This is a genomic window from Zoogloea sp. LCSB751 (genome assembly GCF_002028455.1).
In the GTDB taxonomy this organism is placed as follows: domain Bacteria; phylum Pseudomonadota; class Gammaproteobacteria; order Burkholderiales; family Rhodocyclaceae; genus Zoogloea.
On sequence record NZ_MWUM01000005.1, the window covers coordinates 87,966 to 106,107 of the forward strand.

Sequence of the window (18,142 nt, forward strand, 5' to 3'; positions counted from 1 at the left end):
GGTTCAAATCTCCTATGAAAACAAAAAAATCAGGCCGTGCCGGCAAACGAGGAAACCTCGTGCTGCCAACGCTCAACAACCGAATCAAGGGTCAGTTGGCCGAGGTCTTGATTACCCCGGGCGCGCACGGCCACTACATTTGCCGCTTTTTCCTTATCGCCCACGACAAGGATGTAAGGCAGCTTACGTACGCTATGTTCGCGTATTTTATAAGTAATTTTCTCGTTGCGCAAATCGGCCTCAACGCGGAAGCCGCGCGCGCGCAGGGTTTTCACCACTTCCGACACGTAATCGGCCTGCGCCTCCGAGATATTCAGGACAACGGCCTGCACCGGCGAGAGCCACAGCGGCAAGGCGCCCGCGTGGTTTTCGATGAGGATACCGATGAAGCGCTCGAGCGAACCAAGGATTGCACGATGCAACATCACCGGGCGACGACGGGAGTTATCCTCCGTCACATACTCGGCATCAAGGCGCTCGGGCAACACGAAGTCGAGCTGCATCGTACCGCACTGCCAGGAGCGACCCAACGCATCCTTCACGTGATACTCGATCTTCGGACCGTAGAAAGCGCCCTCACCCGGCAACTCTTCCCACTTATGGCCGGAAGCAGCCAGCGCCTCGCGCAAACCGGTTTCGGCCTTATCCCAGATTTCGTCGCTACCCGCCCGCTTCTCAGGACGCAGGGACAGCTTCACCGCCACATCGGTAAAGCCAAAGTCCTTGTAAACGCGGGACAGCAGTTCGTTGAAGGCGGTCACCTCGGCGACGATCTGATCTTCGGTACAGAAGATATGGGCATCGTCCTGCACAAAGCCACGCACACGCATCAGACCATGCAATGCACCGGAAGGTTCGTTGCGGTGGCAGGAGCCGAACTCGGCGAGACGCAGCGGCAGATCGCGATAGGAATGCAGACCGTGGTTGTAGATCTGCACATGCCCCGGACAGTTCATCGGCTTGATCGCGTAGTCGCGCTTCTCCGACTCGGTCGTGAACATATTGTCCCGATAGTTGTCCCAGTGGCCGGAACGCTCCCAAAGCTGACGATCCATGACCAGCGGCGTCTTGACTTCCTGATAGCCAGCCTCGGTCAACACACGGCGCATGTACTGCTCGATCTGCTGCCACAGCGTCCAGCCATTCGGATGCCAGAACACCATGCCCGGCGCCTCGTCCTGCAGGTGAAACAGGTCGAGCTGCTTGCCCAGACGGCGATGATCCCGCTTCTCGGCCTCTTCCAGCATGTGCAGGTAGGCTTCCTGATCTTCCTTTTTGGCCCAAGCGGTACCGTAGATGCGCTGCAGCATCTCGTTCTTGGAGTCGCCACGCCAATAGGCACCCGCCACCTTCATCAGCTTGAAGACCTTCAGCTTGCCGGTGGATGGCACGTGCGGACCGCGACACAGATCGGTGAAATCACCCTCCCGATACAGGGAGACATCCTGATCTTCCGGGATCGATGCGATGATCTCTGCCTTGTAGTGCTCGCCAATTGACTTGAAATAAGCCACTGCTTCATCCCGCGGCAGGACGCTGCGCTCGACAGGGATGTCACGCTTCGCTAGTTCCTGCATGCGAACCTCGATTTTTTCGAGATCCTCAGGCGTAAAGGGACGCTTATAAGAAAAGTCGTAATAGAAGCCGTTGTCGATCACTGGCCCGATGGTGACCTGAGCCTCGGGGAACAGCTCCTTGACCGCGTAGGCCAGCAGATGGGCGGTCGAGTGACGGATAGTCTCGAGACCATCAGGATCCTTGTCGGTGACGATGGACAGCGACACATCGGATTCGATCAAGAACGAGGTATCGACCAGTTTGCCTTCGATCTTGCCAGCAAGAGCTGCCTTGGCAAGGCCGGTACCAATCGACGCCGCAACCTGGGCTATGGTTACAGGCTGTTCGAAGCTGCGAACAGAACCGTCGGGCAAGGTGATGTTGGGCATGATGGCTCGCTCAAAGGAAAAATCTGGGCAAAAAAAAAGTGCGGCCGAGCCGCACTTTTTTCTCTACCGAAAAACGCCTTACAGCAGACTCGACGATACTTAGTCCAGGACGCTGCAAGTTCGAAACATTGCGTTTTCCTCTTAGGTGTTTGGTAGGCGCGATTGGACTCGAACCAACGACCCCCACCATGTCAAGGTGGTGCTCTAACCAGCTGAGCTACGCGCCTAAGAAGCCCGCATTATAGACGAGCCTCAGAAACTGTCAACACTATTTTTACTCCCCAACGTCCACCTGCGGCCAAGCCTCCAGAAAACGCTGCCAGTGGGGAGCCGCCACCCGCGCGAGAGACTCCCGCACGAAAGCAATCTCTGCTTCGTACTGCGCCTTGTCGAGCGCCCCGCGCATCAACTGAAAGCGCAGGAACACCAGATAGGTGTTAACGACGTCGGTCTCGCAGTAATCACGGATCTCGCCGATCCGCCCCTCGCAATAGCCTTTCCAGACAGCGGAACCATCCATGCCCAGCTTGCCCGGAAAGCCCATCAGCTTGGCCAGATCATCCAGCGGCGCATTGGCCCGAGGCTGATAGAGCGCAAGCAGATCCATAAGATCCAGATGACGGGTATGGTAGCGGCTGATGTAGTTGTTCCACTTGAAGTCGCGGGAGTCGTGAAAATCCCCATCCCCCAGATCCCAATAGCGAGGTGCTGCAACACCGTGCAACATCCCCCGATAGTGGAGGACCGGCAGGTCAAAACCGCCGCCATTCCACGACACGATCTGCGGCGTGAAACGCTCGACACCATCGAAGAAGCGCTGGATCAACTGCCCTTCCGTGCATTCCGGCTCCGACAGAGAAAACACCCGAAACTGGCTCGCATCGCGCAATACACAGGAAATCGTGACGACACGCTGCAGATGATGAGGCAGGAAATCCGTCCCGTTCGCCGCCCGCCGTTGCTGAAAGGCGAACTCGGCCACCTCTTCATCTGGCAGCTCGGCCGGCAGACCATGAAGGGCACGAATCCCGGCGACATCCGGGATCGTTTCGATGTCGAAAACCAGGGTTGTGGCCATCGCAGCCATCAGGCAGGAAACACTCCAGTCGACAGATAACGGTCGCCCCGGTCGCAGACAATCGAGACGATGACCGCATTCTCGACCTGCTCGGCCAGGCGCAGGGCGACGTGCATGGCGCCACCGGACGAGATGCCAGCGAAGATCCCCTCTTCCCTGGCCAGGCGACGGGTCATTTCCTCGGCGTCGGCCTGGGCCACATACTCCAGGTGATCAACCTTGCTCTTGTCGTAGATGCGTGGCAGATAGGCTTCCGGCCATTTACGAATGCCGGGGATCTGAGCTCCGTCGGTCGGCTGACAACCGATGATCTGGATCGCCGGGTTCTGCGTCTTCAGGTAGGTGGACACCCCCATGATGGTCCCGGTAGTCCCCATGCTGCTGATGAAATGCGTGATTGTTCCGCCGGTCTGTTGCCAGATCTCCGGACCGGTCCCATCGATGTGCGCCTGGGGATTGTCCTGGTTGGCGAACTGATCGAGGATTACGCCACGACCTTCGTCACGCATTTTCTCAGCCACATCACGGGCGAGCTCCATGCCGCCCTCCTTGGGGGTCAACACCAATTCGGCGCCAAAGGCCCGCATGGTCTGCCGACGCTCGATACTCTGGTTCTCAGGCATGACCAAGATCATGCCGTAGCCGCGGATCGCCGCGGCCATTGCCAACGCAATACCGGTGTTACCGCTGGTCGCTTCGATCAATGTATCGCCAGGCCGGATGTCACCCCGCAGCTCAGCCCTCAGGATCATCGACAGCGCCGGCCTGTCCTTCACCGAACCCGCCGGGTTGTTGCCTTCCAGTTTGGCCAGGATGACGTTGTTGCGGCCGGCCGTGATGCGCTTGAGACGGACCAGCGGGGTCTGGCCCACGTAGTCCTCGAGTGTTTTGAATTCCATGATTCCGTCCAATGGGATGCCGGATTGAAGCGATCATATCGAACGCCGCTTAAACCCAGACAAGCAAACCCTAAGCCACCCTCTCGACACCGCTGGCACAACAGCACCGTCAGATGGAAAAGGGGCTTCCGACGGAAGCCCCCGAACAATTTGTCAGCTTTGCGCCAGACTTAAGGCCGGCCGATGCTCAGGTAGGTAAGGCCGGCCTGACGCGGCAACTTCGGATCGAAGATATTACGCCCATCGAAGATGATTGGCGTCTTCAGCTTTTCCTTGATGACCGAGAAATCCGGACTGCGGAACTCCTTCCACTCGGTCACGATCACCAGTGCATCCGCCTCGTCGAGGGCTTGCATCGGACGCTCTGCATACCGCAGGCGCGGCTCGTCGCCGAAAATCCGGCGGGTCTCGTCCATCGCCACCGGATCGTAGGCCGTCACCGTCGCACCGCGACGGAACAGCTCGGCGATGATCACCCGACTGGGCGCCTCGCGCATGTCGTCGGTATTCGGTTTGAAGGCGAGCCCCCAGATGGCAAAATTGCGCCCGGACAAGTCTTCGCCGAAATGGGCGACGATCTTGTTCACCAACGTGAGCTTCTGCGCGTCATTGGCATCCTCAACGGCATTCAGCACGCGTAGCGCATGCCCTTCGTCCGCACCGGTCTTGATGAGCGCCTTGACGTCTTTGGGGAAGCAGGAACCACCGTAACCACATCCGGCGTACAGGAAGTGATAACCAATGCGCGGATCGCTGCCGATGCCCTGACGAACCAGCTCGATGTCTGCACCAAGGGACTCCGCCAGCAGGGCCAGTTCATTCATGAAGCTGATGCGGGTGGCCAACATCGCGTTCGCGGCATACTTGGTCAGCTCGGCGCTGCGCAGATCCATGATCAGCAGCTTTTCGTGGTTACGCTGGAAGGGCGCGTACAAGGCCTTCATCAGGAAGATCGCCTGATCGTCTTCAGCCCCCACCACGATGCGATCCGGACGCATGAAATCATCGACTGCCGCACCTTCCTTCAGGAACTCCGGATTGGACACGACGCTGTAGGGGATGGCCTCGCCGCGAGCGTCGAGCTCAGTTTGTACGGCGGCCTTGACCTTATCCGCGGTACCCACCGGCACCGTGCTCTTGTCCACGATTACCTTGTAGTCCGTCATGTGCCGGCCAATGGCACGAGCCGCCGACAGCACGTACTGCAAGTCCGCGGAACCATCCTCGTCCGGCGGCGTACCGACAGCGATGAACTGAATGGTGCCGAACTGCACGGCGGCCTGGACATCCGTCGTGAAGTGCAGGCGACCTGCGGCCACGTTGCGCGCAACAACCTGATCCAGGCCCGGCTCGTGAATGGGAATCCCACCCTCCTCGAGAATCCGGATCTTCTCGGGATCCAGGTCGAGACACAGCACATCGTTGCCCATCTCGGCCAGACAGGCTCCCGACACCAAGCCCACGTACCCAGTACCGACTACAGTGATTTTCATACGCTCATTTCCAATGAAGAATCCAGAAAACGTGCCAACTGCGCTCCTTCAACGACGCTATGGGGCCAGATCGAATTCCTCGGTCCGTTTTGGAGGATAGGTTTCCCAACCGCCACAGGCAGGACAACGCCAATAAAACTGCCGCGCCTTGAAACCACAGGCTTCGCAGCGATAACGGGCCACACGCCGGGTATGGCCATGAACCAGCCCTTTGACCAGCTCGATGTCGGTTCGCTGGGCCACCGGCGCAGTAAGGAGCGCCGCCTCCAGCAACTTGTCGAGCCCCAGCAATGTGGGATTCCGGCGCAGTTCATCGCGCACGAGGCTATACGCGGCCTGCGGCCCTTCCTGCTGCAGCTCCCACTGGAACAAGGCATCCAACAGGTCAAGAGACGGATACTGATCGAGATAGCTACGCAACAGCTGCATCCCCTGCTCCAGCTCGCCCAGGCGCCGATAGGCATCCATGATCCGTTCGGCTACCAGTGCGAGATAAACCGGATTCTGACTCTCGACCCGCTTCCAGGCTTCCAACGCGCCTCGATCATCTCCCCGCGCCGCGTGCAGATCGCCAAGCAACATGCTCGCACGTACCGATTTCCGGTTCATTTCAAGCGCTCGGCTGACGCTCCCCTCGGCATCGTCAAACCGGGAGTTGGCCAGATCGGCGGCGGCGAGTTCGCAGTGGAAGTTCGAAACCTCTTTCTCCCACAGCACGCTTTCATGTTCGGGCAAAGCCATTGCGGTATCGATCGCCTTACGCCAATCCTTCTCCTGCTGATAGATATCCAGCAGGTTCTTCAGCGCAAAGTCGTTGACTCGACTACCGCGCAGTTGCAGAAAAACCGCCTCGGCACGATCCAGCAGCCCCGCCTTCAGAAAATCGAGCCCCAATTCGGAAAGCGCCTGCAGACGCTGATCCTCGGACAAGTCGTCACGATCGACCAGGTTCTGGTGCATGCGGATGGCCCGGTCGGTCTCCCCCCGACGACGAAACAGGCTGCCGAGTGCGAAATGCAACTCGACGGTCTGGTTGTCGATCTTCACCGCCTCGATGAAGGCATCGATCGCCTTGTCCGGCTGTTCGTTAAGTAGAAAATTGAGCCCAGTCAGGTAAGTCCGCGGCAACGCGCGTGACTCCTTGACCAGATGCTTGATATCGATTCGAGCCGCCAGCCACCCCAATACAAAAAACAGGGGGAAGGCCAACAGCCACCAGAGTTCGAATTCCATAGGGACTAGTAGCTCTCGGGAAGATCGGGGCCGCTAACCACTGGAGCGCTACTGCGCACCTCCGGAACACAACCGGAACCCGCCTTGCCGCGGAGATGGGCGATCTCGCGATGCTGGCGATAGACGGTCGTCAGCGATGCCGTCACGCCGATCAGAACGCCAATGACGACAAAAAGCAGAATGACCAGCACCAGCGGCACCTGCCACTGACCACCGAAGAAGAAATGCAGGACGACCACTTCGTCGTTCTTGAGTGCAAAACCGAACAGCACCAAGAAGAGGAAGAGTCGGATAAGCCATATGAGAGCACGCATGGCTGAAATTATCCCCGACGCAGACAAAAAAAAGAAGGCGGCTTACGCCGCCTTCTTGCTCGAGCTTTTGGCCACCGGATGAGAAAGCATCGCAAATGGGATCACCCCATCATGTCGACACGTTCCCGCAACTCTTTGCCTGCCTTGAAATGCGGAACATACTTCTCCGGCACTTGCACCTTTTCACCCGACTTGGGATTACGCCCAACGCGAGGGGGGCGGTAGTTCAAGGCAAAGCTGCCAAAGCCGCGGATCTCGATGCGATCGCCCCGCGACAGGGCATCAGTCATCGCATCGAGAATCATCTTGACCGCGAACTCGGCGTCCTTCGCAACCAACTGGGGAAAACGCTCCGCCAGCCGGGCGATGAGCTCCGACTTGGTCATGCTCGAACCGCTTACTTCTGCTCGTTGAGCTTGGCCTTCAGCAACGCACCGAGGTTGGTGGTGCCGCTGGCGGCGGAAGCGCTGTCAGAAGCCAGCTTGTTCAGAGCTTCGTTCTGCTCGACCTGATCCTTGGCGCGGATGGACAGATTGATACCGCGGGTCTTGCGATCGACGTTGACGATCAGAGCCTCGACGGATTCACCGACCTTCAGCAGCAGGGACAGGTCATCCACACGGTCACGGGAGAACTCGGACGCACGCAGGTAGCCTTCGACATCGCTGTTCAGGGCGATCACAGCACCACGGGCATCCACGGACTTCACGGTGCCATTCACGAGGGTGTTCTTGTCGTGGGTAGCGATGAAGTTGGTGAACGGATCTCCGTCGAGCTGCTTGATGCCGAGGGAGATACGCTCCTTCTCGACGTCGATGTTCAGCACCACGGCCTCGACTTCGTCGCCTTTCTTGTACTGGCGCACAGCTTCTTCGCCGGTCAGGGACCAGGACAGGTCGGACAGGTGAACCAGACCGTCGATGCCGCCTTCCAGACCAATGAACACGCCAAAGTCGGTAAGGGACTTGATCTGGCCGCGGACCTTGTCGCCCTTCTTGTGGTTGATGGCGAAATCGTCCCACGGGTTGGACATGCACTGCTTCATGCCCAGGGAGATACGACGACGGTCTTCGTCGATTTCCAGAATCATCACCTCGACTTCGTCGCCCAGCTGGACAACCTTGGTCGGGTGGATGTTCTTGTTGGTCCAGTCCATTTCGGACACGTGCACCAGGCCTTCGATGCCCTGCTCGACTTCAACGAATGCGCCGTAGTCGGTGATGTTGGTAACCTTACCGAACAGACGGGTACCCTGCGGGTAGCGGCGGGAGATGCCGACCCACGGATCTTCGCCGAGCTGCTTGAGACCCAGGGAGACGCGGTTCTTCTCTTGGTCGAACTTGAGGACCTTGGCTTCGAGTTCGTCGCCGACGGACAGGACTTCCGACGGGTGACGAACGCGGCGCCAGGCCAGATCGGTGATGTGCAGCAGGCCGTCGATACCACCCAGATCCACGAATGCGCCGTAGTCGGTGATGTTCTTGACGATACCCTTGACGACGGTGCCTTCCTTGAGGGTTTCGAGAAGCTTCTGACGCTCTTCACCCATGGAGGCTTCCAGCACGGCGCGACGGGAAACGACAACGTTGTTGCGCTTGCGGTCAAGCTTGATGACGCGGAATTCGAATTCCTTGCCTTCGAACGGCGTGGTGTCCTTGACCGGACGCATGTCCACCAGGGAGCCCGGCAGGAATGCACGGATGCCGTTGACCATGACAGTCAGGCCACCCTTGACCTTGCCGGTGATCACACCCTTGACCAGGATGGCGTCGTTGAGCGCCTTGTCGAGGTCGTTCCAGGCGGCGATGCGCTTGGCCTTGTCGCGGGACAGGCGGGTTTCACCGTAGCCGTCTTCGAGCTGCTCGATGGCAACCTGCACGTAGTCGCCGACCTGAGCGGTCACTTCGCCGCGATCGCTGCGGAACTCGTCGATTGGGATGTAGCTCTCGGACTTGAGGCCAGCGTTGACGACAACGAAGTTCTGATCGATCCGCACGACTTCAGCGGTGATCACTTCGCCGGCACGCATCTCCTGACGATTGAGGGACTCCTCGAACAGGGCGGCAAAGCTTTCCTCGAAGGAAACAGGGGTGGCAGTGGACATATTGAAAAAAGAACCTTACAACCGTCGTAAAACGGCTCCTGGTTGAACATACCTTCCCGCCCCTCATGGTTCGGGAAGATCCTTTACAGCAAACAATCAGGGGCGAAATGAAGCAGCCCGCTCGATGACGAAATCGACCGCCTGCTCGGCGGTCAACCCGGAAGTGTCGAGCAGAACGACATCCTCGCCCTTCCTCAAAGGAGCAACGGCGCGCTGGGAATCCCGCGCATCACGTTCATGCAGATCTTTGAGCAGATCTGTCATGTTAGCAGCCATTCCTTTATCGATCAACTGCTTATAGCGGCGCTCCGCCCGCGTCTCCGCAGAAGCCGTCAGGAAGATCTTCAGCCCCGCGTCGGGGAAAACCACCGACCCCATGTCGCGCCCTTCCGCCACCAGCCCGGGTGACTTGCGGTACGCCCGCTGGCGCCAGAACAGCGCGTCGCGCACGGCCGGCAGCACGGCGACCTTGGACGCACCGGCGGAACACTCTTCACTGCGGATCGCCTCGGTCACATCGTTACCATCCAGCAGCACGCGATCGCCGTCGAAACGCGCCGGCAATGCCGCCGCAATGGCTTCCAGACTGCTCTCGTCGTCCAGTGCAACGCCCTGCCGCAAGGCGGCCAGCGCAACCAGCCGATATAGCGCGCCACTGTCCAGATGATCGAAACCCAGGGCTTCTGCCGCCCGCGCCGCCACGGTGCCCTTGCCGGACGCCGACGGACCGTCGATGGCGACCACCGGAACCGGCGTCGCGATACCAGCAAAGGTCGTGAAGTAGCCAGGGAAGGTCTTGTTCACACACTTCGGATCGTTGATCCGCACATAGGGCCCATCCAGGGTTGCCAGCGAGAAACACATGGCCACCCGGTGATCGTCATAGGTATCGATCACCGCCGGCTTGAGCTGCGCGGGCGGAATGATCTTGATGCTCTCCGGATACTCCTCCACCGTTGCACCAAGCTTGCGCAATTCGGCCGCCATCGCGGCGATGCGATCGGTTTCCTTGACCCGCCAACTGCCGATATTGCGCAGCACGCTCGGACCATCCGCAAACAGCGCCGCCACCGCCAGCGTCATCGCCGCATCAGGAATGTGGTTCAGATCGAGATCGAAGGCCTTCAGGCCACCGGACGCCGGCGCACGCGCCTCGATCCAGTCGTCGCCCCAGACGATCTGCGCCCCCATCTTCGCCAGCGCATCGGCAAACTTCACGTCCCCCTGGATGCTGCGCCGCCCTGCACCGACGACACGGACCGGCCCGCCCCCCAGCGCACCGGCAGCGAGAAAATAACTGGCTGTCGAAGCATCGCCCTCTACAGCAATACGCCCGGGGGACATGTAGCGCTGCCCCGCCGGCACAATGAAGCGGCTCCAGCCTTCGCGCTGCACGAAGACACCGAAGCGCTCCATCAGGTTGAGGGTGATTTCCACATAGGGGCGACTGATCAGCTCGCCCTCGACTTCGATGACCAGCGGCTTGTCCCGCGCCACCAGCGGAGCAGCTTGCAGCAGCCCGGTCAGAAACTGGCTCGACACGTTGCCGCGCACGCTGACCCGCTCGGCACCCAGTAGCGCCGGCTTGAGCGCCAGCGGCGGATAGCCCTCCTGCCCCAGCCACTCGACCTTGGCACCCAGTTGCTTGAGACCGTCCACCAAGTCGCCGATCGGCCGCTCGTGCATGCGCGGCACGCCGGACAGGCGCACCTCGGCAGCCTCGTCGGCACAGCCGGACAGACTCGTCACGATGGCCGGCACCAGCGTTCGGATGCTCAACCCGGAATTGCCGACGAAGATGTCGGCCCGCAGATTGCTGAAACGGCCGCCACAGCCCTGCACGCGCAGCGCCTCGCCCTCCTCCGTCAACGTCACGCCGAGGGCGGCGATCGCATCGCGCATCACCCGCGTGTCGTCGGAGTCCAGCAGATCCTCCACCAGCGTGTCGCCTTCGGCGAGCGCCGCCAACAGCAGCACGCGATTCGAAATGCTCTTGGAGCCTGGCAGGCGCACCGTGCCCGCGGCCTTCTGCATCGGAGGCAGGTCGATGAATTCCATGAAAACTCCTTTTGATTACTCGCCCGAAGGCGTCGCGGGAAATGCTTTGTCCGCCCATGCGTTGCGGGCGCGACTGGCCTCGTCGAAGACCTTTTCGAGGGACGGCCCGTCACCGGCCACCAACAGTGCGCGCAGATAGGCCAGCTCGGACAGGTAGGCGTCCAGTTCGGCCAGCAGCGAATGCCGGTTGGCAACACAGATGTCCCGCCACATTTCCGGATGACTGCCCGCCACGCGGGTGAAATCCCGGAAACCGCTCGCCGCATAGCTGAACAACTGCTCGGCGTTGGCACGCCCGGCCAGATCATGCACGAGACCAAACGCCAGCAGATGCGGCAAATGGCTGACCGCGGCAAAGACCCGGTCGTGCTCTTGCGGACTCATCTCGTGCAGCACCGCACCACAAGCGGCCCACAGCTCGCGGACTCGCGCCACCGCCTCGGGGGAATTCTCGGGTAGCGGCGTCACCACTACTTTGCGGCCGCGATACAACTCGGCGCGGGCGGCAGCCGGACCGCTCTTTTCCGCACCGGCGATAGGATGCGCCGGCACCACGTTGGCGAGATGCCCCCCCAGATGGCGGTAGATGGCCTCGATCACGTCGCGCTTGGTGCTGCCCGCGTCCGTCACGATGGTTCCGGCCGACAGGTGGGGAGCCATCGCCGCAGCCACCGCATCCATCTGACCGACCGGCATCGCCAGCAGCACCATATCGGCGCCGTCGAGGGCGTCAGCCCAGTCGGTGGAAATTTCGTCGATGACGCCCAGTTGGCGCGCCATGGCGAGCGGCTCGGGCCGCCGGCCAACACCGACGATGCGATTGACCAGCCGCGCCTGCCGCAGGGCCAGCGCCACCGAACCGCCAATCAGACCGACACCGCAAACCACCAGCTTGTCGATCGTCTTCACAGCCGGCCCCATCTCAGCCCAACGCCACCGGCAGGGCCTCGAGGAAGCGCGCGCTCTCGCTCTCCAGACCGATGGAAACCCGCAGCCACTCCGGCATTCCATAAGCACCGATCGGACGAACGATCACGCCTTGCTTGAGCAGCGCCTGATTGACAGCCGCGCCGTTACCTACCTTGAAGGTAACGAAATTGCCGGCGGACGGGATCCAGTCCAGGCCAAGCTCCGCGAAACCGGCGGTCAGCTGGGCCATGCCAGCGCGGTTGAGCTCGTAGCTACGCGCCAGGAATTCGTCGTCGAACAAGGCCGCAGCAGCCGCAACCAGGCCGAGGCTGCACACATTGAAAGGCTGGCGCACCCGGTTCAGCAGGTCGATAACCGCCGGACTGGCCAGACCATAGCCAACGCGCAGCCCAGCCAGACCATAAGCCTTGGAGAAGGTACGGCTGATCAGCAGGTTCGGGAAACGCTTGAGCCATGCAATGGCGTCGTAACGCTGCTCCGGCGACAGATATTCGGTGTATGCCTCGTCGAGGACCACCAGCACGTGGTCGGGCACCCGCGCGAGAAAGGCCTCGATCGCCGCACCGGGCAGAAAAGTGCCGGTCGGATTGTTGGGGTTGGCGATGAACAGCACCCGGGTCGCCGGCGTGATTGCGGCCAGCATGGCATCGAGGTCGTGACCGAAGTGCTTAGCCGGCACCTCGATGCCCCGCGCACCCGCCTCCTGCGTCGCCAGCGGATAGACCGCAAAAGCATGTTGTGAATAAACGGCATCGACGCCCGGCCCGAGGAAGGCGCGAGCCGCCAGTTCGAGCACATCGTTGGAGCCATTGCCCAGCACGACCTGATCATGACCCACGCCATAACGGCGATGCAGCGCGTCCTTCAGTTCATAACCATTGCCGTCCGGATAGCGGGCGATGTCCGCCACTGCCTTGAGCATCGCCTCACGGGCCTTATCACCAACACCCAGCGGGTTTTCGTTGGAGGCCAGCTTGACGATGGACTCTTCGGCCAACCCCATTTCCCTGGCCAACTCGGAAATCGGCTTGCCGGGCTGGTAGGGAGAAATGGCCCGGATGTGGGCAGGCGCCAGATCGCACAAAGACATGAACAACTCCTGGGAATCAGTACACGGCCTGGGGATAGGAACCCAGGATCTTCAGATAGGCGGCGTTTCGTGCCAGATCATCGAGGGCGGCCTTCACAGCCGGATCATCGCGATGGCCATCGATATCCACATAGAACACGTATTCCCACAAGGCCGCGCGGGCCGGACGGGATTCAAGGCGGGTCATCGAAACCCCGGCATCAGCCAGCGGAGCGAGAAGTTCGTGCACCGCGCCCGGCCGGTTGGCTGCAGACATGATCAGCGAAGTCTTGTCGGCACCGGTCCGCCCTGCGTCATGACGACCGAGCACCAGAAAGCGCGTGGTGTTGTTGGGCTCGTCTTCAATGCTCTCGACGAGCCGCGGCAGATCGTAACGCTCGGACGCAGCCTCACCCGCGATCGCCGCCACACCGGGCTCGAGGGAGGCCAGGCGGGCCGCCTCCGCATTGCTGCCAACCGAAATACGCGGGACACCCGGCAAGTTGCTGTTCAGCCATTCATGGCACTGGGCCAAAGACTGGGCGTGGGAATACACCTTGCGGATCGCCGACAGCTCCGTCTCGCGGGTCAACAGGTTCTGATGGATGCGCAGCACCACCTCGCCGCAAATCTTCAGCTGGGAGCCCAGCAGCAGATCAAGGGTTCGGCCGACCGCACCTTCGGTCGAGTTTTCCACCGGCGCCACGCCATAGTCTGCATGTCCGGCTTCCACTTCACGGAAGACGTCATCGATGGTGGTCTGCGGCGCCAGACGGGCGGCATGCCCGAACTGCTTGACCGCCGCGCTCTCGGAGAACGTGCCGAGCGGCCCCAGGAAGGCAACGCCCAGCGGATTTTCCAGCGACAGACAGGCCGACATCACCTCCCGGAAGAAGAAAGTGACACTCTCGTTCGGCAGCGGCCCCTCATTGAGCGACTGGACGCGCCGCAACACCTGTGCCTCTCGCTCCGGCCGGTAAATGTAACCGGCATCGCCATACTTGGCCTTGATCTCGCCCACGTGCTGAGCACACTGGGCCCGCTGGTTGAGCAGCGCCAGCATCTGTGCATCGATGGCGTCGATCTGCTCGCGCACCACGCCGAGCTCACGCAGCATCTCGTCGTTCATGCCTTCTCCTCGTCCGTAACGCTCACGCCTTGCGCGCGGCGAAATCCTGCATCAGATCCACCAGAGCCCGCACACCGTCCACCGTCATGGCGTTGTAAATCGACGCACGCATGCCACCCACCGACTTGTGCCCCTTCAGGCCGGACAGTTGCCGTTCGGCCGCCTCGGCCAGGAAGGCGGCGTCCAGCTCCGGGTTGGCCAACGTGAACGGCACGTTCATGCGGGAACGGAACGGGCCCTGCACTGGATTGCGGTAGAAACCGCCACTGGCCTCGATGGCATCGTAAACGAGCTGCGCCTTGGCAACATTGGCCCGCTCCACCGCCTCCAGGCCGCCCTGGGCAATCAGGTCCTTGAAAACCAGCCCGGCCAGGTAGATACCGAAGGTCGGCGGCGTATTGAGCATGGAGCCGTTTTCCGCCATCGTCGCGTAGTTCATCACGCTCGGGGTGATCGCCGAAGCCTTGCAGAGCAGGTCTTCGCGGACGATGACGATGACCAGCCCGGCCGGGCCGATGTTCTTCTGCGCGCCGGCATAGATCAGACCGTAGCGAGACACGTCCATCGGGCGCGACAGGATGTGGGAACTCATGTCCGCGACCAGCGGCACGCCCTCCGGCGCGACCGGCAGGTCGAACATCTCGACCCCGTGGATGGTTTCATTGGTACAGACGTGCAGATAAGCGGCCTGCGGGTCGAGCTTCAACTCCCCGGCCGTCGGCACCCGGGCAAAACCATCGGCCTCGGCCGAACCGGCCAAGCGCACGGCGCCGAAACGCAGGGCTTCCTTGTAGGCCTTCTTGGACCAGGAGCCGGTCACGATGTAGTCGGCGGAACGCCCATCCAGCAGATTCATCGGAATCTGCGCGAATTGCTGTGTCGCGCCCCCCTGCAGGAACAGTACCTTGTAGTTGGACGGAATGCCCATCAGGGTGCGCAGGTCCGCCTCGGCCTCGTCGATCACGCCGGTGAAATCCTTGCCCCGGTGGCTCATCTCCATGATGCTCATGCCACGCCCATGCCAGTCGAGCAACTCGTCGCGCACTTGTTCGAGCACATTGCCCGGCAACACCGCCGGCCCCGCCGAGAAATTGAAAATCCGCATCGTCTGAATCCTTACTCAGTTCACTCAGGCTTCCGGTTCAGCGCCTTCGGCCCCAGCCTCACCAACCACGTCCTGCTCTTCCTCGTCGCCTTCGAGGATCTTCTGCACGCCCGACAGCTTGCTGCCCTCGTCCACCGAGATCAGCGTCACCCCCTGGGTGGCACGGCCCATCTCGCGGATCTCCGCCACGCGGGTGCGCACCAGCACGCCAGCGGTGGTGATCAGCATGATCTGATCCTTCTCGGTCACCAGGGTTGCCGCCACCACCTTACCGTTACGGTCAGAGGTCTGGATGGCGATCATGCCCTTGGTGCCACGGCCGTGGCGGGTGTACTCGCCGATCGGCGTCCGCTTGCCGAAACCGTTCTCGGTGGCAGTCAGCACGCTCTGTTCTTCGTTTTCGGCCACCAGCATGGCGATCACGGTCTGGCCGTCTTCCAGCGTCATGCCCCGCACACCGCGGGCCTGGCGGCCCATCGGGCGCACGTCGTTCTCGCTGAAGCGCACCGCCTTGCCGGCGTCGGAGAAGAGCATCACGTCATGCTTGCCGTCGGTGATCGCCACCCCGACCAGGTAGTCGCCCTCGTCAAGGCCCACGGCAATGATGCCGGCCTTGCGCGGGTTGGAGAAGTCGGTGAGCGGCGTCTTCTTGACCGTGCCCTCGGCAGTGGCCATGAAGATGAAATGCCCTTCGTCGAACTCCTTGACCGGCAGCACGGCGGTGATCTTCTCGCCTTCGAGCAGCGGGAAAAGGTTGACGATCGGCTTGCCGCGGGAGTTCCGGGTGCCTTCCGGCACTTCGTACACCTTGAGCCAGTACAGGCGGCCGCGGTTGGAGAAGCACAGGATGTGGTCGTGGGTATTGGCGACGAAGAGCTGGTCGACGAAATCGTCGTCCTTCACCGCCGCCGCCTGCTTGCCACGACCGCCGCGCTTCTGGGCCCGGTAGTCAGTAAGCGGCTGACGCTTGAAGTAACCGGTATGGGACAGGGTCACCACCATGTCCTGCGGGGCGATCAGGTCTTCGATATTGATGTCGGCAGTGTTCATCACCACCTCGGAGCGCCGCGGGTCGCCAAACTGCTGCTTGATGAGCGTCAGCTCGTCGCCGATGATCGCGGTGATCCGCTCCGGGCGGGCCAGGATGTCGAGCAGGTCGGCGATGTTGGCCATCACTTCCTTGTACTCGGTAACGATCTTGTCCTGCTCCAGGCCGGTCAGGCGCTGCAGGCGCAGCTCGAGGATGGCCTGCGCCTGGGCGTCGGACAGGCGGTAGCCCTGGGCGGACAGGCCGAACTCCGGCGCCAGGCCTTCAGGGCGGAAACTGTCGGCAGCGGCACGCACCAGCATTTCCTCCACCAGCGCCGAACGCCACTCGCGCCCCATCAGCGCTTTCTTGGCTTCCGGCGGCGTCGGCGCGGCCTTGATCAGCGCAATGATCTCGTCCACGTTAGACAGCGCAACGGCCAGGCCTTCGAGGATGTGGCCACGCTCACGGGCCTTGCGCAATTCGAAGATCGTGCGGCGGGTGACCACTTCGCGGCGGTGTGCCAGGAAGCACTCCACCATCTGCCGCAGGTTCAGCAGGCGCGGCTTGCCGTCCACCAGCGCCACCATGTTCATGCCGAAGGTATCCTGCAGCTGGGTCTGCTTGAACAGGTTGTTCAGCACCACGTCAGGGACTTCGTTGCGCTTCAGCTCGATGACCACGCGCATACCGGACTTGTCCGACTCGTCGCGGATCTCGCTGATGCCCTCGATCTTCTTTTCGTTCACCAGCTCGGCAATCTTCTCGAGCAGGGTCTTCTTGTTAACTTGGTAAGGAATCTCATCGACGATGATTGCCTGGCGGTCGCCCTTGCCGATGTCCTCGAAGTGGGTCCGAGCACGCATCACCACGCGGCCTCGGCCGGTGCGATAACCCTCGTGCACGCCGGACAGGCCGTAGATCAGGCCCGCGGTCGGGAAGTCCGGCGCCGGCACGATCTTGATCAGCTCTTCGATGGAAACGTCCGGCTCCTGCAGCAGGCGCAGGCAGGCGTCGACGACTTCGCTGAGGTTATGCGGCGGGATATTGGTCGCCATACCGACGGCAATACCGCCGGAACCATTGATCAGCAGGTTCGGGATGCGCGCCGGCAGCACCAGCGGCTCCTTCTCCGAGCCATCGTAGTTCGGCCCGAAGTCGACCGTTTCCTTGTCGATGTCGGCCAGCAGCTCGTGGCCGATCTTGGCCATGCGGATTTCGGTGTAACGCATGGCCGCCGCACTGTCGCCATCCACCGAGCCGAAGTTGCCCTGACCATCCACCAGCATGTAGCGCAGAGAAAAATTCTGCGCCATGCGCACGATGGTGTCGTAAACGGACTGGTCGCCGTGAGGGTGATACTTACCGATCACGTCGCCGACGATACGGGCAGACTTCTTGTAAGCCTTGTTCCAGTCGTTGCCCAGCTCGTGCATCGCAAACAGCACGCGCCGGTGCACAGGCTTGAGGCCGTCACGCACATCCGGCAGGGCCCGCCCGACGATCACGCTCATCGCGTAATCCAGGTAGGCGTGACGCATCTCGTCTTCGAGGCTGATAGGGAGAGTTTCTTTGGCGAACGGGATCATGGCACCGCGGGAATCGACAGTTCGTCGAAAAGACGAAAAGCCGCGAGTTTAGCACGCCACGAGGGGCCAACTCCCGCCCGCAATGCCCCACTGCGGCACCACTGCGGCCAATTGTGACGGTCGGCATGCCTATGCTCTAATCGATAGCCCTTCGACAGGTACGGCGCG

At 61.3% G+C, this 18,142-nt stretch carries 14 protein-coding genes and 1 tRNA gene; all 15 read right to left on the bottom strand.

The features are described 5' to 3' along the window. Window positions 1-29: 29 nt before the first annotated feature. Window positions 30-1,946, bottom strand: a complete 1,917-nt coding sequence (gene thrS / locus B4920_RS07560) for a threonine--tRNA ligase (RefSeq protein WP_079434017.1) — start codon at window positions 1,944-1,946, stop codon at window positions 30-32. Between the two features lie 150 nt (window positions 1,947-2,096). Beyond that, a tRNA-Val gene (locus B4920_RS07565) sits at window positions 2,097-2,173 on the bottom strand. Between the two features lie 47 nt (window positions 2,174-2,220). Further along, window positions 2,221-3,024, bottom strand: a complete 804-nt coding sequence (locus B4920_RS07570; RefSeq protein WP_079434179.1) for a 3'-5' exonuclease — start codon at window positions 3,022-3,024, stop codon at window positions 2,221-2,223. A gap of 8 nt (window positions 3,025-3,032) precedes the next feature. Next, window positions 3,033-3,923 carry a cysteine synthase CysM gene (cysM, locus tag B4920_RS07575; protein ID WP_079434018.1) on the bottom strand — a complete coding sequence of 297 codons (891 nt, stop codon included), beginning with the start codon at window positions 3,921-3,923 and terminating at the stop codon, window positions 3,033-3,035. Between the two features lie 170 nt (window positions 3,924-4,093). Then, entirely contained in the window at window positions 4,094-5,416 is a 1,323-nt protein-coding gene (locus B4920_RS07580) for a UDP-glucose/GDP-mannose dehydrogenase family protein (protein ID WP_079434019.1), read from the bottom strand. Window positions 5,417-5,473: 57 nt separating this feature from the next. Beyond that, window positions 5,474-6,649 carry a lipopolysaccharide assembly protein LapB gene (lapB, locus tag B4920_RS07585; protein ID WP_079434020.1) on the bottom strand — a complete coding sequence of 392 codons (1,176 nt, stop codon included), beginning with the start codon at window positions 6,647-6,649 and terminating at the stop codon, window positions 5,474-5,476. Between the two features lie 5 nt (window positions 6,650-6,654). Beyond that, entirely contained in the window at window positions 6,655-6,963 is a 309-nt protein-coding gene (locus B4920_RS07590) for a lipopolysaccharide assembly protein LapA domain-containing protein (protein WP_079434021.1), read from the bottom strand. Window positions 6,964-7,064: 101 nt separating this feature from the next. Then, on the bottom strand, window positions 7,065-7,349 hold the full coding sequence (locus tag B4920_RS07595; protein ID WP_079434022.1) for an integration host factor subunit beta: 285 nt from the start codon (window positions 7,347-7,349) through the stop codon (window positions 7,065-7,067). An 11-nt stretch (window positions 7,350-7,360) separates the two neighbouring features. Then, window positions 7,361-9,067 carry a 30S ribosomal protein S1 gene (gene rpsA / locus B4920_RS07600; protein WP_079434023.1) on the bottom strand — a complete coding sequence of 569 codons (1,707 nt, stop codon included), beginning with the start codon at window positions 9,065-9,067 and terminating at the stop codon, window positions 7,361-7,363. Window positions 9,068-9,163: 96 nt separating this feature from the next. Further along, on the bottom strand, window positions 9,164-11,125 hold the full coding sequence (locus tag B4920_RS07605; protein ID WP_079434024.1) for a bifunctional 3-phosphoshikimate 1-carboxyvinyltransferase/cytidylate kinase: 1,962 nt from the start codon (window positions 11,123-11,125) through the stop codon (window positions 9,164-9,166). Between the two features lie 15 nt (window positions 11,126-11,140). Continuing rightward, window positions 11,141-12,034, bottom strand: coding sequence for a prephenate dehydrogenase/arogenate dehydrogenase family protein (locus B4920_RS07610; RefSeq protein WP_088179419.1), 894 nt, complete (start codon window positions 12,032-12,034; stop codon window positions 11,141-11,143). 13 nt (window positions 12,035-12,047) lie between these two features. Beyond that, window positions 12,048-13,145 (bottom strand): histidinol-phosphate transaminase, encoded by a 1,098-nt coding sequence (gene hisC / locus B4920_RS07615; RefSeq protein ID WP_079434026.1) that lies wholly within the window; start codon window positions 13,143-13,145, stop codon window positions 12,048-12,050. Window positions 13,146-13,161: 16 nt separating this feature from the next. Next, on the bottom strand, window positions 13,162-14,253 hold the full coding sequence (pheA, locus tag B4920_RS07620) for a prephenate dehydratase (RefSeq protein ID WP_079434027.1): 1,092 nt from the start codon (window positions 14,251-14,253) through the stop codon (window positions 13,162-13,164). A gap of 22 nt (window positions 14,254-14,275) precedes the next feature. Beyond that, on the bottom strand, window positions 14,276-15,358 hold the full coding sequence (gene serC, locus B4920_RS07625) for a 3-phosphoserine/phosphohydroxythreonine transaminase (protein WP_079434028.1): 1,083 nt from the start codon (window positions 15,356-15,358) through the stop codon (window positions 14,276-14,278). A gap of 24 nt (window positions 15,359-15,382) precedes the next feature. Further along, complete coding sequence (gyrA, locus tag B4920_RS07630; protein WP_079434029.1) at window positions 15,383-17,974, bottom strand: DNA gyrase subunit A; 2,592 nt, start codon at window positions 17,972-17,974, stop codon at window positions 15,383-15,385. Between the last annotated feature and the right edge of the window lie 168 nt (window positions 17,975-18,142).